The sequence below is a fragment of the Nisaea acidiphila genome (assembly GCF_024662015.1).
Lineage (GTDB): Bacteria > Pseudomonadota > Alphaproteobacteria > Thalassobaculales > Thalassobaculaceae > Nisaea > Nisaea acidiphila.
In genome coordinates this window covers 661997-679918 of record NZ_CP102480.1, presented here as the reverse complement: position 1 = coordinate 679918, position 17922 = coordinate 661997, and the positions used below count along the sequence as shown (strand labels likewise).

General features: G+C 62.8%; 15 protein-coding genes. 7 read left to right on the top strand and 8 right to left on the bottom strand.

Features of this window, described 5'->3' with window-relative positions; genetic code table 11:
- Position 1 precedes the first annotated feature (1 nt).
- Together NUH88_RS03270 and NUH88_RS03265 are read right to left on the bottom strand one after the other, a co-directional pair.
- Positions 2-652, bottom strand: a complete 651-nt coding sequence (locus tag NUH88_RS03270; RefSeq protein WP_257769948.1) for a polysaccharide deacetylase family protein — start codon at positions 650-652, stop codon at positions 2-4.
- A gap of 78 nt (positions 653-730) precedes the next feature.
- Complete coding sequence (locus NUH88_RS03265; protein ID WP_257769947.1) at positions 731-1474, bottom strand: SDR family oxidoreductase; 744 nt, start codon at positions 1472-1474, stop codon at positions 731-733.
- A 134-nt stretch (positions 1475-1608) separates the two neighbouring features.
- On the opposite strand from NUH88_RS03265, the gene NUH88_RS03260 reads away from it, so the two are divergent.
- Positions 1609-2226 carry a TetR/AcrR family transcriptional regulator gene (locus tag NUH88_RS03260; RefSeq protein ID WP_257769946.1) on the top strand — a complete coding sequence of 206 codons (618 nt, stop codon included), beginning with the start codon at positions 1609-1611 and terminating at the stop codon, positions 2224-2226.
- Between the two features lie 9 nt (positions 2227-2235).
- Here the strand turns inward: NUH88_RS03260 and NUH88_RS03255 are convergent, their stop codons facing one another.
- From NUH88_RS03255 to NUH88_RS03245, 3 genes are all read right to left on the bottom strand, one after another.
- On the bottom strand, positions 2236-5361 hold the full coding sequence (locus NUH88_RS03255; protein WP_257769945.1) for an efflux RND transporter permease subunit: 3126 nt from the start codon (positions 5359-5361) through the stop codon (positions 2236-2238).
- Between the two features lie 12 nt (positions 5362-5373).
- A complete protein-coding gene (locus NUH88_RS03250) occupies positions 5374-6558 on the bottom strand; it encodes an efflux RND transporter periplasmic adaptor subunit (protein WP_257769944.1) in 1185 nt (394 codons plus the stop codon).
- Positions 6559-6646: 88 nt separating this feature from the next.
- Positions 6647-7237, bottom strand: a complete 591-nt coding sequence (locus NUH88_RS03245) for a TetR/AcrR family transcriptional regulator (protein WP_257769943.1) — start codon at positions 7235-7237, stop codon at positions 6647-6649.
- 313 nt (positions 7238-7550) lie between these two features.
- On the opposite strand from NUH88_RS03245, the gene NUH88_RS03240 reads away from it, so the two are divergent.
- The 6 genes from NUH88_RS03240 (at position 7551) to NUH88_RS03215 (ending at position 15232) form a co-directional block, all read left to right on the top strand.
- Complete coding sequence (locus NUH88_RS03240; RefSeq protein WP_257769942.1) at positions 7551-8501, top strand: homocysteine S-methyltransferase family protein; 951 nt, start codon at positions 7551-7553, stop codon at positions 8499-8501.
- A 325-nt stretch (positions 8502-8826) separates the two neighbouring features.
- Entirely contained in the window at positions 8827-10413 is a 1587-nt protein-coding gene (locus NUH88_RS03235) for a globin-coupled sensor protein (protein ID WP_257769941.1), read from the top strand.
- Between the two features lie 87 nt (positions 10414-10500).
- The gene (locus tag NUH88_RS03230) at positions 10501-11160 is read left to right on the top strand and encodes a PAS domain-containing protein (protein WP_257769940.1); all 660 of its coding nucleotides are present in this window, start codon (positions 10501-10503) and stop codon (positions 11158-11160) included.
- Between the two features lie 130 nt (positions 11161-11290).
- Complete coding sequence (gene otsB, locus NUH88_RS03225) at positions 11291-12067, top strand: trehalose-phosphatase (protein WP_257769938.1); 777 nt, start codon at positions 11291-11293, stop codon at positions 12065-12067.
- Positions 12054-13856 carry a glycoside hydrolase family 15 protein gene (locus tag NUH88_RS03220; protein ID WP_257769936.1) on the top strand — a complete coding sequence of 601 codons (1803 nt, stop codon included), beginning with the start codon at positions 12054-12056 and terminating at the stop codon, positions 13854-13856. The genes otsB and NUH88_RS03220 overlap by 14 nt, the downstream gene beginning before the upstream one ends.
- Positions 13853-15232: an alpha,alpha-trehalose-phosphate synthase (UDP-forming) gene (locus NUH88_RS03215; protein WP_257769934.1), complete on the top strand. Its 1380-nt coding sequence runs from the start codon at positions 13853-13855 to the stop codon at positions 15230-15232. Before NUH88_RS03220 ends, NUH88_RS03215 begins: the two co-directional genes overlap by 4 nt.
- 4 nt (positions 15233-15236) lie before the next feature.
- Here NUH88_RS03215 and NUH88_RS03210 read toward each other — a convergent pair whose 3' ends face one another.
- The 3 genes from NUH88_RS03210 to NUH88_RS03200 are packed head-to-tail and all read right to left on the bottom strand — an operon-like array spanning position 15237 to position 17921.
- Entirely contained in the window at positions 15237-16403 is a 1167-nt protein-coding gene (locus tag NUH88_RS03210) for an NAD(P)/FAD-dependent oxidoreductase (RefSeq protein WP_257769933.1), read from the bottom strand.
- A gap of 13 nt (positions 16404-16416) precedes the next feature.
- Positions 16417-17247: a GNAT family N-acetyltransferase gene (locus NUH88_RS03205; RefSeq protein WP_257769932.1), complete on the bottom strand. Its 831-nt coding sequence runs from the start codon at positions 17245-17247 to the stop codon at positions 16417-16419.
- Between the two features lie 14 nt (positions 17248-17261).
- Entirely contained in the window at positions 17262-17921 is a 660-nt protein-coding gene (locus NUH88_RS03200; protein ID WP_257769931.1) for a GntR family transcriptional regulator, read from the bottom strand.
- Position 17922 lies beyond the last annotated feature (1 nt).

Genomic DNA, 17922 nt, shown 5'->3' with positions numbered 1-17922 from the left:
TTCAGGCGACGGCCGCAACGAACGGATCGAGCGGTACCACATCCTTGCCCGCAAGCATCGGCACGCACTCTTCGGGATAGTCTTCGCGGAAAGTGACGCCGGCGGCTTCGGCCCGGTCGAGGAACTCCTCCAGCCGGTCCATGGCGCCGGTCGGCAGGTCGTGCAGCACGATCAGCGTATGGTCCTGCGCCGCGATCTGCTGAAGCGCGGTCTCGACCCAGCCTTCCGGATCCGCCCAATCGCGCGGGATCGCATTCCAGAGCACGCAGCTATAGCCCCGGTCATGCAGGAAATCGACGACCGACGGGCTCATCAGATGGGGGCCGAGCTTGCCGCCTCCGCCGAACGGGCGGAAGAGTTTCCGCGTCTCGCCGGTTCTGGCGACGAGGGCGTCTGTGCGCCGCAATTCCTCGACGGCGGCCGCGCTGTCTTCCATCTGTCCGAGCGGAATCGTATGGGTGAAGGTGTGATTACCGATGCGATGTCCGTCGGCATAGGCGCGGCGCGCAAGGTCAAGGCGGGCCGGCTCTTCCAGCTTTTCGCCGACGACAAAGAAGGTTGTCTTGAGGCCGTGGCGCGCGAGGATATCCAGAACCAATGGCGTGACCTCCGGCTCCGGACCGTTATCGAAGGTAAGGGTAAGATCGAGCATGGCGTTATTCGGGCAGCCATGCCCGGTCCTGTCAATGTTCGGGGTGGCGGGCGCCGGCGGTGCGGCGCCCGAGTCCGTTCAGGCAGCGGAGCTCGTCCCGGTCAAGTGGAGTTCAAACGCTTTCGGGTCCGCCCAGTATGAGCGGTGCATTTCCTGAGACATCAGGTCCGGATAGACGTCTTCGGTTCCGGCGTCGACGGCGGCAAGCACGGCTTTCGCGACTTCCGAGGGCGGGGTCTTTTCCATTTCGATCGCGGCCCCCATGTCCGTGTCGATCGGTCCCGGATAGACACCGACCACCAATGTGCCCTGGGCGCGAAGCTCCCCGCGGATCCCCTGGGTCAGAGAATGTACCGCTGCTTTGGAAGCGCTATAGGAGCCGGCGCCGGGGAAGCTGAAGTGGCTGACGATCGAGGCCAGGTTGACTATCGCCCCGCCGCCATTGGCTTTCAGAACCGGCGCGAAGGCCTGTACCATGTTGAGCAGGCCGAAATAGTTCGTCTCCATCTCCGCGCGTGCGGCCTCCGAATCGCCGGGGGCCACGAGGCCCTCGAAACGGGCAATTCCCGCATTGTTGATCAGCACCGAGATGTCCGTCAGCTCTTCGGCGGCGGTGCGGACCTGCTCCGGCCGGGTTACGTCGAGTGTCACCGGCACGACGCGGTCGCCATGCGCCGCGACAAGGGCGTCGAGCGTCTCGGGCTTGCGCGCGCCCGCATAGATTCTTGATGCACCAGCTTCGATCAGGGCCTCTACGAAGGCCTTGCCGATACCCCGATTGGCCCCGGTCACCAGGGCGGTGGTTCCGTTCAGTTTGGTCATGCGAAGTCTCCAATATCGCGAATGCCGGAAATTAAATACCGGTCGGTACATAAATTGGAGCTTGGCTCTCCAGGTCAATCGAATTAATTACCATTCGGTACATAATTTCAGATTGACGTCGCAAGGAACGGGAAATGGCGCGCGGACGGCCTCGGAAAACGGATCCGGACGAAGCTCTCGAGCAGATCACCAGGGTGTTCTGGGAGCAGGGCTTCGAGGGAGCGTCACTCGGCGACCTGACCGAGGCGACGGGCATGGCGAAGCCCGGCCTCTATGCCGCCTTCGGCGACAAGGAGGCGATGTTCGCGAAGGCGCTGACGCATTACTTCTGCGATATGGGCGCGTCCCTGATGGAGAATCTCGTGGAGTCGCCCGAGCCTCTGGTCGAGGTGCTGCGCCGGTACTTTGTCACGGTCGTCGAAATGGCCCGCGATCCGCACTGTCCGAGCGGCTGTTTCGTGGTCAATTCGCTGGTCGACAGCGGCAGCATGCCGCGCGGCCTAGTGGCGCTCAGCCGCGAGTTCGACCGCCGGCGGCGCGACGCGTTCCGCAAAAGGTTCCGAACGGCGCTCGAAAGCGGAGAACTGCCGCCGGATGCCGATGCCGATGCACTGGCGGATTTTTTCTCAAGTCAGGTTCTGGCATTGGCCGTGATGGTCCGTGCGGATACCGAATTCGACACCGTGATGCGGACCATCGATATCGCGCTCTCCGTGCTGCCGGAGCGGCCCGAGGAGAGCCGCCCCGACTGACGCTTTGTCTTACTCCGCCGCGTCCTGCACACCGTCTTCGGTCTTCTTGCGACTAAACAGCCGCATGACGAAGACAAAAAACACCGGCACGAAGAAGATCGCGAGCACTGTCGCCGAGATCATTCCGCCCAGCACGCCGGTGCCGATCGCGTTCTGGCTCGCCGCGCTGGCCCCGGTCGCGATCGCCAGCGGCAGCACGCCGAAAGAGAAGGCGAGCGAGGTCATCAGGATCGGCCGGAAGCGCAGCCTCGCCGCCTCGATGGTGGCGTCGAGCAGGGACTGCCCTTCGGCGCGAAGGTCCTTGGCGAACTCGACGATCAGGATCGCGTTCTTCGCCGAGAGGCCGATGATGGCGATCAGGCCGACGAGGAAATAGACGTCGTTCGGCATGTCCCGCAGCATCACGGCAGCGACCGAGCCGATGGCGCCGAGCGGTACCACCAGCATCACGGAGAGCGGAATCGACCAGCTCTCGTAAAGCGCTGCCAACAGCAGGAAGACGAAGAGCACGCTGAGGCCGATCAGCAGAGGCGCCTGGGCGCCGGACTGGATCTCCTGCAGCGACTGGCCGGTCCATTGATAGCCGAAGCCCGGGCCGAGGTCGGAGGCGATCCGCTCCATCTCGGCGATCGCTTCGCCCGAGGAATAGCCGGCCGCCGCCTGTCCGCTGATCCGGATCGCCGGATAGCCGTTATACCCGACCACCTGAGCTGCACCCTTTTCCCACTCCACGCTCGCGAAGTTGGAGAGCGGCACCATGCCGCCATGGGTGTTGCGTACGGTGAGGTCGAGAATGTCCTCCGGCTGCATGCGGTTGCCCTGATCCGCCTGGACCGTGACGCGTTGCATGCGGCCGACATTGGGAAAGTCGTTCACGTAGCTCGAGCCGAGATGGGTCGAGATCGTGTTGTTGATATCGGCGAAGGTCACTCCGAAGGTGTTCGCCTTCTCACGGTCGACCACGAGATTGACCTGCGGCGCATCGGGCAGGCCGGTGATGCGGACGCCGGTCAGGATCGGGCTCTGCTGGGCCGCCGCCATCAGCCGCCCGGTGCCCTCGACCAATGCGGTATGCCCGAGGCCGCCGCGATCCTGCAGGCGGAAATCGAAGCCGCTGGAATTGCCGAGGCCGCGGATGGGTGGCGGGGAGAGGGCGAAAACCAGTGCGTCCTCTATCCCGAACAGCCGGCCGTTGGTGCGACCGGCGATGGCCGCCGCCGAGTTCTCCGTTCCGCGCTCATCCCAATCTTTCAGAGGGACGAAGGCGATACCGGCATTTTCTCCTGTACCGGAGAAGCTGAAGCCCGAGACGGCGACGATGGTCTCGACGCCCTCCTGGCCGATGAAGGCGTCCTCGACCTGTTCGATCACATCGAGGGTCCGGTTGGCGCTCGCTTCGGCGGGTGCCTGGATGTTCACCAGCAGATAGCCCTGATCCTCGTTCGGAATGAAGGCGCTCGGCAACTGCATCCAGGCCCAGCCGAGCCCGCCGACGAGGGCGAGATAGATCACCATGAAGCGTCCGGCCCGCGCCGCGATCCGCCCGACGAAGGAGCTGTAGCCCCGGGACGTGCGGTCGAAGCCACGGTTGAACCAGCCGAAGAAGCCGCGCTTGGCGTGGGAATGTCCGGCCTCGACCGGCTTCAGGAAGCTGGCGCAGAGCGCCGGCGTCAGGGAAAGGGCGAGGAAGCCGGAGAACAGGATGGAGACCACCATGGTCAGGCTGAACTGCTGATAGATCACGCCGACCGCGCCGGGGAAGAAGGCCATCGGCACGAAGACCGCCGTCAGCACCAAAGTGATGCCGATGATGGCGCTGGTGATCTGCCCCATCGCCTTGCGTGTCGCGTCCCTTGGCGAGAGCCCTTCCTCGCTCATGATGCGCTCGACATTTTCGACCACGACGATGGCGTCATCCACAAGGATGCCGATGGCCAGCACCATTGCGAACATGGTGAGCACGTTGATCGAGAAACCGGAGGCATACATCACAGCACAGGTGCCGAGCAGGGCGACCGGCACGACGAGCGTCGGGATGATCGTGTAGCGGAAGCTCTGCAGGAAGAGGAACATCACCACGAAGACGAGTCCGACCGCCTCTATCAGGGTGTGGAGAACCTTTTCGATAGAGATCTCGACGAAAGGCGCCGTGTTGTACGGAATCTTGTATTCGACGCCGTCCGGGAAATAGCGTGCCAGTTCCTCCATCTTCGCCTCGATGGCATTGGCGGTCTCAAGCGCATTGCCGGTCGGGGAAAGCTGGACGCCCATAGCGGCCGATGGCTGGCCGTCGAGCCGGGCGGCAGAGGTGTAGGATTCGCCGCCGATCTCGATCCGTGCCACGTCGCGCAGCCGTACCGTCGCGCCGTCGACCGTGGCGCGGAGTACGATGGCCCCGAATTCTTCCGGTGTCTTGAGCTGGCCCTTGACCAGCACGCTGGCGGAGATCTGCTGGCCCGCCTCCACCGGTTTCGCGCCGATGCGACCGGCCGCCACCTGTGCGTTCTGCGCTTCGATGGCTCCGAGCACATCCTCTGTCGTGAGGCTCAGTCCGAGCATCTTGTCCGGGTCGAGCCAGATCCGCATGGATTGCTCGGTCGAGAATAGGCGGGTGTTGCCGACACCGGCGATCCGTCGGATCTCACCCTCGACATTGCGGCTGAGATAGTCGCCCAGCGCGATCTGATCCATGGAACCGTCGCTCGAGGAGAGCGTGATGACCAGCAGGAAGCCTGTGCCCGCGCGTTCGATCCGCATACCCTGGCGGGTCACGGAGGAAGGCAGTTGCGCCTCGACGCGGCTGATCCGGTTCTGAACCTCGACCTGGGCCTCGGCGACGTCGGTGCCCGGCTCGAAAGTGACCGTCAGGCTGATCTGGCCGGAGGCGTCGGAGGTGGATTCGAAATAGAGCAGGCCGGGGACGCCGTTCAGCTCGTCCTCGATCGGTCGGGTGACGCTTTGATACATGTCCTCCGGCGTCGCGCCCGGATAGTTGGTGCTGACCGTGATCTGCGGCGGCGCGACATTGGGATATTGCGCGACCGGCAGGAACGGTATGGCGAGTACGCCCGCCAGCATGATGAAGATCGCGACGACCCAGGCGAAGATGGGCCTGTCTATGAAGAAGCTTGCCATGTTCGGGGTGCCTTACTGATTGGAGGCCGCGGCCTGGTTCTGCTTCGGAGCCCAGGGCTGCGGCGCCACCGGGGCGCCGGGGCCGACCTTCTGGAAACCCTCGACCACGACCTGCTCGCCGACGGCGACGCCGCGTTCGACGATCCAGCGGTTTCCGGTCGCCGCCCCGAGCTCGACATTACGCAGTTCGAGCGTCTTGTCCTCTTTCACGATATAGACCCGGGCGCGTCCGGCGGTGTCGCGCTGGATCGCCTGCTGGGGAACCGCGACTGCGTTGCGGCGGATGCCCTGTTCGATCCGCACCCGGACATACATGCCGGGCAGTAGCGAGAAGTCCGGGTTGGGGAACTCGCCGCGTAGCGTGATCTGGCCGGTCTCGGAATCCACCGTGCTTTCCTGTAGCAACAGGCGCCCGGTCAGCGGATAAGACGCGCCGTCGTCGAAGTTAAGCCGGACCGTCGCGGCTCCGTCTTCGGACAGCGAGACATTACCGGCCTTGATCCCGGCGCGGAGCGCCCGGAGCTGTTTCGCGGACTGGGTGAAATCCGCATAGACCGGATCGAGCTGGCGGATGATGGCGAGCGGTTCCTCGCTCGTGGTCGCGATCAGCGCACCCTCGGTCACGAGGGCGCGCCCGATACGTCCGCTGAGCGGCGCTTTGACCTCGGTATATTGCAGATCGAGCTGCGCCGCCGCGAGACCGGCCCGGGCCGCCGCGACATCGGCGTCGGCCTGCGCGAGAGCGGCGATCGCGTTGTCGAGCGTCTGGGCGCTCGAGACCTTGCGAGACCGCAGCTCCTTCTGCCGGTCGGCTTCGAGACGCGCCTGTTTCTGGACCGCTTCGGCACGCGCCAGAGTGGCCTTGGCGCTGTCGACCTGGACCTGGAACGGTGCGGGGTCGATCCGGTAGAGCACGTCGCCCGCGTTCACCATCGTGCCTTGCTCGAACACGCGTTCGATCAGCAGGCCCGAGACCCGCGGACGAACCTCAGCGATCTCCGTCGGCGCGATACGGCCAGGAAGTTCGTTCACGACCGGGATGTCTTCGGCGACCGTCACCACGGTGCTGACGGGCATGGCCGGGCGCGCCGTCGGCGCGGCGGCCTGATTGCCGTCCGTAGCCTCATCGCAGGCGGCGAGAAAGGCGATGGCGGAAAGCGCAACGGCAAATTTTCGAATCTGCTTTGCGGAAGGCATGTAAGGCTCCTGTATGACGTCCGGCGACCCTGGGGGGAAGGCGCCGTCCGATTTGGTTGGTTCTGGGATCCTGTTCCGGAATGGAAGTTCAGCTGTCTTCCGATATTTCCTCGCAGGGGATCTCTTCTGGTTTCTGATCGATGAGCCAGCGGATCTCGGAGATCAGCTTGCTGCGCTCCGCGGGTGGCCATTCGTAGAGACTGAGCCATTCCAGGGCTTTCAGTCCTTCGATGGCGAGAAAGGCGAGCATGGCGCCGCTTTCATCCTCCGACGTATCTCTGACGCTCGCCACGCGCTGGGCCATCATTGCCCGGACGGGTTCGCGAAGCTCGGCATCGCCGGCAACGCTCGCGCAGAGGCTGAGTGCAACGGCGCGGTCATCGTCGGAAAGTTCCCGTGACTCGGCGATCAGGCGCGCAAGGATCGCCGCGTTCGGCTTTTCCCCGAGGCATTTCCGGATGTCTTGTATGCGGGCATCTTCGGCGGCGATCCGCCGTTCGATCACCGCTTTCATCAGAGCCTGCTTGTTCTTGTAGTCGTATAGAACGCTGGCCTTGCTGATACCGGCTTCGGTCGCGACCGCTTCCAGCGTCAGATAGGCCGCGCCGTCGCGCGCTGCGACGGCCTGCGCGGCATCCAGCACTGCTTCACGGTCTATGGTTCTCGGGCGTCCGACCATTTTCTGTCCGGGTAATTAATTTCCGACCGGTTGGAAAATAATTACGGAAAGTCGGATGTCAACCTTCGCAGCTGCAAAAAATGACCTTTGTCACTCTCTGCTGTGCCCCGCCCGCCTCCCGGGTCCGGAAAACTTTACCCCCGGTATGGAAACCGCTTCCGCGCAGGTCCTCCCGCGCAGCCGGCGTGGCGTATCCCACTGAAAATAAAGGCATGGGAAAGCAAGAGCTCCGCCGCACCACGGGTCGACTATCCGATGGGGCTTGGGGCGCTGTAGTGCTTCCGGTCCATGACGGAGATATTGAGAGCATTCGATGAAGAAGATCGAGAATTTAATAAATGCGAAGAAGCCGTTCCTGACCGATGGCGGGTTCGAAACCTGGTTGTTTTTTCAGCAAGGCTTCGAGGCGCCGGAATTCGCCGCCCTGGTATTGCTGGATGAGGCCGATGCGCGGTTAGCGATGCGGCGCTACTTCAATGAGTTCCTGGGAATGGCCGAGGCAGCCGGAACAGGGTACGTGCTCGATACGAATTCGTGGCGTGCCGCTACCGCCTGGGGGCCGAAACTTGGCAAAACCGAAGGTGACATGCTGCGACTAGCCGGGGATGCCGTTTCGTTCGCCCAGGAGATCAGGGGTGACTGGCAGGACCGGGTAACGCCCATTCTTGTGAATGGCGTGGTTGGCCCGCTTGGTGACGGGTACGCGCCGGACCGGGTGCCGACGGCCGATGAGGCGCGGCGAATGCACTTGCCGCAGATCGAAGTGATGTCCGAGGCCGGTGTGGATATGATTTCTGCGATTACGATGACCAATGTCGGCGAGGCTGTCGGTATTACGAAGGCCGGAACGGAATGCGGCGTGCCGGTTGTGATTTCGTACACTGTCGAGACCGACGGCCGTCTTCCTGGTGGCGAGAGCCTGGGCAGCGCCATCGGGAGAACGGACGACGCGACAGGCAACGCTCCTCTCTACTACATGGTCAATTGCGCGCACCCTGATCATTTTCGGCACGCACTCAATGCGGGCGAGAGCTGGATCGGCCGGATCGGCGGGATCAGGGCGAACGCCTCGCGACTCAGCCATGCCGAGCTTGATGTCGCAGAGGAACTGGACGACGGCAACCCGGAGGAGTTCGGTGATCTCTACGCGAAGATGAGCTGCGTCCTGCCGTCCTTGAAAGTCGTCGGCGGCTGCTGTGGCACCGATCACCGGCATGTCGGATGCGTTTCGCGCCATCTGCATGGGGTGAAATCCGCAGCTTAGCGGCATCTTCAGGTTGTTGCCGTTCCGCTCGGCACATCTTGCGTTGCACGGGCCGGTTTCGACCGGCCCGTGTTTTGTTAACCAAATAATCCATTTCGAGCGAGTACTAGGTTATGAAATCCACTTTTTGGGAATTAGATTGCCTCAATACCACACCAATAAGTTGTTGATATGGATCTGGTTTTTGATCTGAGTTAGTTCTAAGATATTAAAAAATAAAAGGTTTTTTGCCTTGAATTTCCGGTTTCGGTTAACTAATCGATAAACTTTAATAACCATTAATGGAAACCATGCGTTGCGGTGTGGATTGGGGTGCGGAATGGATATGAGCCATAGTTCCTTGAATACCGGTGACAGGATCGCGTTTCTGCGGATAGACCAGAAAACGCGCGACTTGCTGGTGGAATTCAGCCCCATTCTCGCGCGAAACCTAGAGGCCGTGCTCGACGGCTTTTACGAGCATGTGCTGACGGTGCCGGAATTGGCGCAGATGTTTGTCTCCGAGGATCGGGTGCGGCATGCCAAGGATGCGCAGAGCGAGCATTGGAAACGGCTGTTCTCCGGTGAATTCGGGTCGGAATATTTCGAGTCAATTCAGCGTATCGGTAGAGTGCACAATCGTTTGGGACTTGAGCCCCGCTGGTATATCGGCGGTTACGCGACTGCCCTGACGGCACTTCATCGGCTTGCGATGAAATTCTGCCTGACCCGATGGGGCGGATCGCGCGCTGCCGAAAAGGCGGCCTCTCTGGTCGAGGCGATCGACAAGGCCGTGATGCTCGATATGGAACTCGCGATTTCCGTCTACCTGGAAGAACAGGCGGCCGATTTCCGTAACCGCCTTGAATCACTTTCGGATCAGTTCCAGGCATCGATAACCGGGGTGTCGACCAATCTATTGGATTCGGCCGGTTCGTTGTCCTCAAAGTCGGGCGAGATGAATGCCGTCTCCACCGAGAGCCTTGACCGCGCCGCAAATGCGACGCGCGGGGCCGAGCAAGCCAGCCAGAACGTGCAAAGTGTCGCTTCGGCGGCGGAGGAGATGTCGGCGTCCATCAGCGAGATTTCTCACCAGGTTTCGGAATCGACGGCGATCGCGGTCGAAGCGGCGAAGGCGGTGACGAATACCCGGGAGACCGTGGAAGGCCTCAACGAGGCGGCGGCCAAGATCTCCGGTGTTGTCGGACTGATCCAGGATATCGCAGAGCAGACCAATCTCCTTGCACTCAATGCCACGATCGAGGCCGCGCGGGCCGGCGAGGCGGGCAAGGGGTTCGCGGTTGTCGCCTCCGAGGTGAAGACGCTGGCGAACCAGACATCGAGCGCGACCGACGAGATCTCGGAGCAGGTCAGCAGCATGCAGAAAGTGGCGGCCGACACCCGGACCAGTATCGAGAATATCGCGTCCTCCATGTCGCGGGTCGAGGACTCAGCCTCGGCGATCTCGGCGGCCGTGGAAGAGCAGGACGCCGTCACCCGTGAGATATCCCAGAGCGCTGCCGAAGCCCATCGCGGAACGGCCGATGCGCTGCAGGCCATCAGTCTCGTCGAGGAGAGCGTCCGGAAATCGGCCGCTATGGCCGAAGAGGTCTCCCAATCTTCCGCTTACGTGACCGAACAGTCGCAGGATTTGCAGGAGGAAGGAGCAGCATTCATCGAAAAGATCCGGCGTGCGGACCGCCGGAGCGAAGAGCGGCAGGAACGCACCGACCCGATTTCTCTCGAGATCGGCGGAGAAGTATTCGAAGGGAATATGAAAGAGCACTCCTCGAAGGGATTTTCCGTCCGTATGGAAACGGCCCGGATCGAGATCGGTGCCAGAGGCAAGGTCGTCTCCGGCTCCTTCGCCAGCGGTGAGTCTTTCGAGGTCGTCGGCAAAACACCGATCCAGGCCAATCTCAAGCTCGTCTGACGCAGCCAGTCATTCATGGAAAATTAGGATGGGTTGGCCCATTATACGCTTCTGTTGCACCTCATGGCGGAAACGAGGAGAAGCGGGTTGGCCGAGCAACACGGTCGGGTCGAGCAGAATGTAGAGCCCGAATTCAACGATCCGGCTCCGGAGCGGATTGATGCGTCAGCGCAGCACATCATCGCGGGTCGGCCCTTTCAGTCGATAGATCCGCGCTGCACCGAACTCTGGTTCGCTGACGAACGGCGGGATTTGCCGGAGCCGAAGCTGCAGGTTCTCCTGGATTACTGGCTGAACAAGAGGCAGCAGCTCGGTCACCTGCCTGACCGCAAGGATCTCGACATTCTCGAGCTGCGTGAGGCCATCGGCAACATCATGATGCTCGATGTTCTGGATGACGGGTTCGATGCGCGCTATCGGGTCTATGGCACCGGCATCGCGGAGTTCGCCCGTAACGACTGGACCGGGCAGACCGTCTCCGATCTCGCGCGGAAGACAGGCACATCGTCGGCACTGCTCTACCGGGCTTGCTATCTGGCGGTCTACCGTACCGGTCGGCCGATATACTCGGAACATATATCGCCGGCTTGGCTGTCTCCGCGGGCCTGGCGCCGCCTTATCCTCCCGTACGGCACAGGGGCGGGCGTATGCGCCGGCTTCATGGTCGGGAACGTTCCGGTGGAGCCGCAAATCCTCGGCGAAGACGCCAATCTTGCCGCGCAAGCGTTGATCTATCGGAACAGGTAGGGCGAGGCGCAGGGATTCCCGATTGCCCCGTCTTACGATCTCGGTATGGCGGGCCGGTTGCCACGGCGACGGGCTTTGTTACACTCGCCGTCGAAGGATCAAAGCCGCCACCAATTCATTCCGCGAGGTCATGATCGTCGATCTTTTGCCACCGCCGCCGCAAGCGGACTGGGCCTATTTTCTCGATTTTGACGGCACGCTGGTCGATATCGCCGATCGTCCCGACGCCATCGTGGTCTCTGACGGACTTCCGTCGCTGCTCGCCGATTTCTGCCGCGCTGCGGACGGAGCATTGGCTCTGGTCACGGGCCGCAGCCTCCAGGATCTGGACCGTCATCTCGACCTGCCGCACCTTCCGGCCGCGGGCGTTCACGGGCTTGAGATTCGGGGGGGGACGCAACCCAAGGCGACGGTCAAGGAGAGCCGAAACTCCGCGCTTGCAGCGATCCGCGCCCGTGCCGAGCAACTTGCCTCAGAACACGTTGAGTTGAGGGTCGAGGACAAGGGGCAGGCCATTGCTGTGCATTTCAGGGCGGCGCCGGACCTTGGGCCGGACGTGCACCGGGCTCTTGCCAGTATCGTCGCCGCTTCGGGGAATGCGCTCGCCTTGCTGCAGGGCAAGATGGTCGTCGAAGTGAAGCCGTCGACGGCCAACAAGGGAGCGGCCGTCGAGGCCTTTCTCTCTCAGCCGCCGTTCGCGGGGCGCATCCCATGTTTTATCGGCGACGACGTCACCGACGAGGACGGTTTCCGCGCCTGTAATGCACGGGGTGGCATCTCGATCCATGTCGGCCCGCCCGACGCCAAGACAGCGGCACGTTACAGGCTTTCTTCTCCGGCGGCCGTGCATGACTGGCTGGAACAGCTTCTTGATCGCGAAAAGGGACCGCTACATGAGCACGCTTGAACTCGGAATGATCGGAAACTGTGCGATCAGTGCTCTCATCGGCGAGACGGGCGAGATCCGCTGGTGCTGTCTCCCGCGCTTCGACGGGGATCCCTTCTTCTCCTCGCTGCTCGCCGACGAGCGGCAAGCCGCCGAGCGGCAAGCCGCCGAGCGCGGCTTCTGGAGCATCGAGATCGACGGCATGGTCGACTCCAGCCAGCGCTACGAGCCGAATACGGCGGTGCTGGTGACAACCATGACGGACCGCGAGGGCGCCTGCCTCGAGATCGTCGATTTCTGTCCGCGCTTCCGGAATTTCGACCGGATGTTCCATCCGACCATGATCGTCCGGCAGATCCGGCCGCTGGCCGGCAGCCCAAAAATACGGGTCCGCATCCGTCCGACAACCGACTATGGCTCGGGACGCCCGACGATCACCCGGGGCTCCAACCATATTCGTTTCGTCGGGCCGGACCATACGATGCGTCTGACGACGGACGCGACGATCTCATACCTGCTGGAGGAAACCTGGTTCCTTCTCGACAAGCCGCTGAGCCTTGTTCTCGGACCCGACGAGAGCCTGACCAGCGGATTGTCCGAAACGGCCCGTACCTTCCGGGAGCGAACAGAAAGTTATTGGCGCGAATGGAGCCGGGCCCTTTCCATCCCGTTCGAATGGCAGGACGTCGTCATCCGGTCGGCGATCACACTGAAACTCAGCACCTTCGAGGAAACCGGCGCGATCGTGGCGGCGATGACGACCTCTGTTCCGGAGGCGGCGGGCAGCGAGCGGAACTGGGATTACCGGCTTTGCTGGCTGCGCGATGCCTATTTCGTCGTCCATGCGCTCAACCGTCTCTCGGCGACGAAGACACTTGAGCATTATCTGAATTACATCAGCAATATCGCGATCAATGTGGGAAGTGAGGATCTGCAACCGCTCTACGGTCTTTCCCTCGCACACAAGCTGGACGAATACACGGTCGACGGGCTCGCGGGCTATCGCGGAAACGGGCCGGTCCGGGTCGGCAACGCCGCCTATACGCAGATCCAGAACGACGTCTACGGCTCCGTCATCCTCGCCGCCGCGCAAACGTTCTTCGACAGTCGCATCGGGCGTCCCGGAAACGAGGAACTCTATCGCGAGCTCGCCAAGCTCGGGCAGATGGCGGTGGAGAAATTCGACAAGCCGGATGCCGGGATATGGGAACTCCGGACCATTGCTTCGGTCCATACCTTCTCGGCGCTGATGTGCTGGGCGGCGGCGGACCGGCTGGCGCGGATCGCCGATCGGATCGGGCACACGGCCGAGGCCGCGACCTGGCGGCAGCATGCCTCCGACATGCGCGCGCGCATCATGAAGGAGGCGTGGAACGAGGAGCTCGGCAGTTACGTCTCGACCTTCGGCGGCGATCAGATGGATGCGAGCTTGCTGTTGATGAACGAGCTCGGGTTCCATTCCGGCACCGACGCGCGCTATGTCGGCACGGTGGCGATGATCGAGAAGCAGCTGCGCAAGGGCGATCATCTCTTCCGCTATGTCGCCCCCGACGATTTCGGTGTGCCGGAAACCGCTTTCAATGTCTGCACCTTCTGGTTCATCGAAGCGCTCGCGGCGACCGGACGCGAGGAGGAGGCGCGGGAGATGTTCGACGGCATTCTGGCCTGCCGCAACAAGCTCGGACTGCTCTCCGAAGATGTCGATCCCGCGACTGGCGAGCTCTGGGGGAACTTTCCCCAGACCTATTCCATGGTCGGCATGATCAAGTGCGCCATGCGACTCAGCCAGAAATGGGAGGATGCGTTTTGAGCCGTCTCATTGTCGTTTCCAACCGGGTCGCGCCGATCGAGGAGGGCAAGGCTTCAGCCGGCGGTCTTTCGGTTGCGGTGGAAGAAGCTTTCGCAAAAACCGGCGGGCTCTGGTTCGGCTGGAACGGCAAAATCGAGAATAGCGGACCGATCCGGGTCAAGGTCGAAGAAGGCGAACGTTTCTCGCGCGCGACCATGCCGCTCTCGCGCAAGGACTATAACGATTTCTATGTCGGCTATAGCAATTCCACGCTCTGGCCGCTGCTGCATTACAGACTGAACGTCATGCAGTACTCCCGTGCGCATGCCGAGGGCTATCGCCGGGTGAACGAACTCTTCGCCCACCATCTGGAGCCGCTGTTGGAGTCGGAGGACCGTATCTGGGTGCACGACTACCATCTCTTCATTCTCGGGCGTGAGCTCAAGCGGATGGGGCTTCGGAACCGTATGGGGTTCTTTCTCCATACCCCGTTTCCGCCACCCGACATGTTGCGTTCTTGCAGCGAGCACGAGGAGATCGTAAAGGCGCTGTTCGACTATGACGTCGTCGGCTTCCAGACCGAAAACGATGCGCGCAACCTGCTCGAATATGTCCGCCGCCTTCCCGGTGGGACAGTCCGCGGCAGCACGGCGCACGCTTTCGGAAAGTCGGTGAGGGTCCAGGCCTTTCCGATTTCGATCCGGCCCGACGATATGGCCGAAGCGGCGGAAAAAGCGGTTCGCTCCAACAGGGCGCGCCAGCTCGTCAGCTCGCTGGGCGGCAAGCAGCTCGTGATCGGGGTGGAGCGGCTCGATTATTCCAAGGGACTCGACCGGCGCTTCTCGAGTTACGAGCGCCTGCTCGCCAATTATCCGGAAAACCGAGGCAGCGTCACGTTCATGCAGATCGCACCGCCGTCGCGCGGCGACGTGCAGATCTACCGGGAGATCCGCCAGGAGCTCGAAGGTATTGCCGGGCATATCAACGGGAGGTATGCGGAGTTCGACTGGGTCCCGATCCGCTATCTCAACAAGAGCTACCGCCGCGAGGTGCTGGCCGGGTTTTTCCGGATCGCCCGCGTCGGCTGCGTGACGCCGCTGCGGGACGGGATGAATCTGGTGGCGAAGGAATATGTCGCCTCGCAGGACCCGGCGGACCCGGGCGTGCTCGTGCTGTCGGAGTTCGCCGGCGCAGCGGCGGAAATGGACGGTGCCGTGATCGTCAATCCGTTCGACGAGGAGGGGATGATGGAGGGATTGCAGACCGCCCTCCGCATGCCGCTGGGCGACCGCGTCGAGCGCTACCAGTCCATGATGTCTGTATTGCGCCAGAACGATCTGCAGCGCTGGCGCCGCCGTTTCCTCGAGGCCCTCGCTTCGGCGCCGCGCCGGTCTTGATGGCCTAACGCGCCGGGATCCGCAGACGGTCACGCCCGACCGGATGCTCGAACTCCGTGCCGCTGACGACATGGGCCGCGATCCAGCCCCAGTCGTCCGAGGATTTCGCCCCTTTGCCGTTCCCGCCGACCGCGACCGCGATCCGGTCGTCCTGCACGAAGTCGATATAGGGCAGGCCCGTCGCGGTCCAGGTGACCGCGCAGCTCTTGCTCTGCCAGCTCCGGCATTCCACGAGGCGCGGCATCAGGTCCAGAAGGAAGCTTCTGAACCGGGTGCGGTTCTCTTCGATACCGTCCGACTTGAACCAATTGGACATGTCTTCGAGGGTACGCAGGGCCGGGTCCTCTACTGAACCGATCCCGATTTTCATATAGGAGTGGCCGTCCGGATAGCGGATCGGCGGTAGCAGATAGGCGCCGCTCTCGGCATGTCCCATGGTCGGCATGGCGGCGAAATGCTCGGTGAGCGCGCCTTCTATCCGCGCGAGCAGGACAGTGCGCCCGAATACACGGAGTTTCAGATCTTCCGGCGAGAGACCGCAGGCATCGGTAAATCCGCCGGTGGCGACCAGCACCCGCTCCGCCTGGCGAACCGAACCGTCGTCGGTCTCGATCTCGACGCCGCCTGGCACGGGGCGGAGGGCTGCAACCTGCCTCTGCACGATCTCGGCGCCGCGTCTTCGGGCGGCCTCGGTCTGAGCCGCGACCATGGCGCGCGGACTGACATGGCCGGCATCCCCGACTTCCTGCAGTCCTCTCGTGCCGTCCGCCACCGAGAGAAAGGGATAACGGCCGCGGATACCGTCCGCGTCCAACGAGGTCAGATCCGCGCCGTGTTTGAGGCCGGTTTCCTTCGCCCGGTCGAGATAATCCGATCCCGCCGTGCTGATGCCGAGATAGCCTGATTTCGTGAAGAACCGGATGCCGCTCTCGGCCTCGATCTCGCCGTAGCGCTCGATGGAGCGCTTGGCGGTGATTGACCAGGCCGGATCGGCATCGGATATCCGGGTCATCCGTCCTTCGTCGTAGTGGCTCGCGAACACCCCCTCATGAGCGGCGTATTCGTCGGGCTCGTCCGGCCCTACCAGAACGATGCCGTCGGTCATGCCGGCGAGGTGTCGGGCGGCCGCGCTGCCGATCATGCCGCGGCCGATAATTGCGATGCGATCCATCTCGATTTCCTTTTTAGCCGAGAGCGTGGCTGGCGAGCCCGTAGACCCGAAGCTGACCCGCCGGCGGAGTCCAGGGGCCGAGTGACATGACCGGCGAGCCGCCGACATCGGCAAGACCGGCGCCGGTGAGATGCGCAACCAGGGAGGTGGCGTCCTCGGGGCAGTCGACCCGGACGAAACCCGGGCGTGCAAGGGCGCGAAACAGGGCGATCGCATCGGCTTCGGATCCGGCGACGATCGGTCCGATGGCATTGCCGCGACCGAAGGCACGGGAGATCGCATAACCGGTGAGCCGCCCATCTTCGGTCATCATGACGGCGTGCCCTGCGGATGCGAGGTCCTCGAGCGTTTTACGCCGCACGGCGCCGAACGCGTTGGCGTCGAATTCGGCGATCCGTCCGAGATCGCTGCAGCTCGCGGGGGCGATGCGGGGATCGTCTGCGCGCTGACCGGTGAATGTGCCCTGATATTGCCGCGACCGGTCGAAAGTGGTGAAGCCGAGTCTCTCATAGAGCGGCTGGCCGGCCTCCGTCGCGAGCAGGACGACGGGGCGCGGTGCGACATCCGCGAGCAGTTGCTCGACCAGTTTCCGCCCGATACCGCGGCCTTGGCATTCCGGAGCGACGATGACAAGGCCGATCCGTGCCAGTTCGTCGCCGAAAGTCCAGTAGAGGCCGGCCGCGAGCGGGCGCCCGTCCGTTCCGTCTCTTGCCAGTCGGCCGCCGCCGAGGCGCATGAATTGAGCGACGTCTTCGCGCCTGTGGGGCCAGGACACGCCGGCGACGAGATCCATGATCGCATCGAGATCCGTCATCCTGACCGGATCGAGAGAAATATCCGTCACTGTCAGTTCCGTTCTTAGGTAGGCGTGTTTTTGAGATGCCGGGCCGGATCGCCAAGATGGTTCTTTAGTTCCTTGAGGGTATCCGGGAGGTCGGCCGTTTCGATCAGTTCTGCGAGCCGAAAATGTTCGGCTGCAAGGTCACGGCTACTTCGATAGCCGCCCATGAGCCTGTGCAGGCAGAGGCGTGTTTCCGTCTGGACGGAGGCATAGGTGCGCGAGAGCCTTTTACTTTGCGCGGCATCGACCAGGACTCTGTGGAATTCGAAATCGAGATCGCCGCCGGAGATTTTGTCGCCAGCCTTCATTGCACGGTCCATCCGTTCGGCAATCCGGATCAGGTCGCGCGAAACCTTGTTTTGGGTGCCCGCCTCGAAGATTTTCCGGAGTGCCGCTGTTTCCAGTGTCTCCCGGACGAAGAACAGGTCCTTCAGATCCTCCTCGCCGACTTCGGTGACGAAGACGCCGCGATGCGGTTCGCTCCGGAGCAGGCCTTCCTGGACCAGCCTTTGCAAGGCTTCGCGCAGCGGTCCGCGGCTGACGCCAAAGGTGATCGCCAGCTCCATTTCCGGCAATTGAGCGCCGCCGGGATATGTGCCCGCGAGAATGTCGGTGCGGAGCCTCTCGGCGATCTGCAGCGGCAGGGTAACCCGTTCGATCCGTTCCGCGCGTGCCACG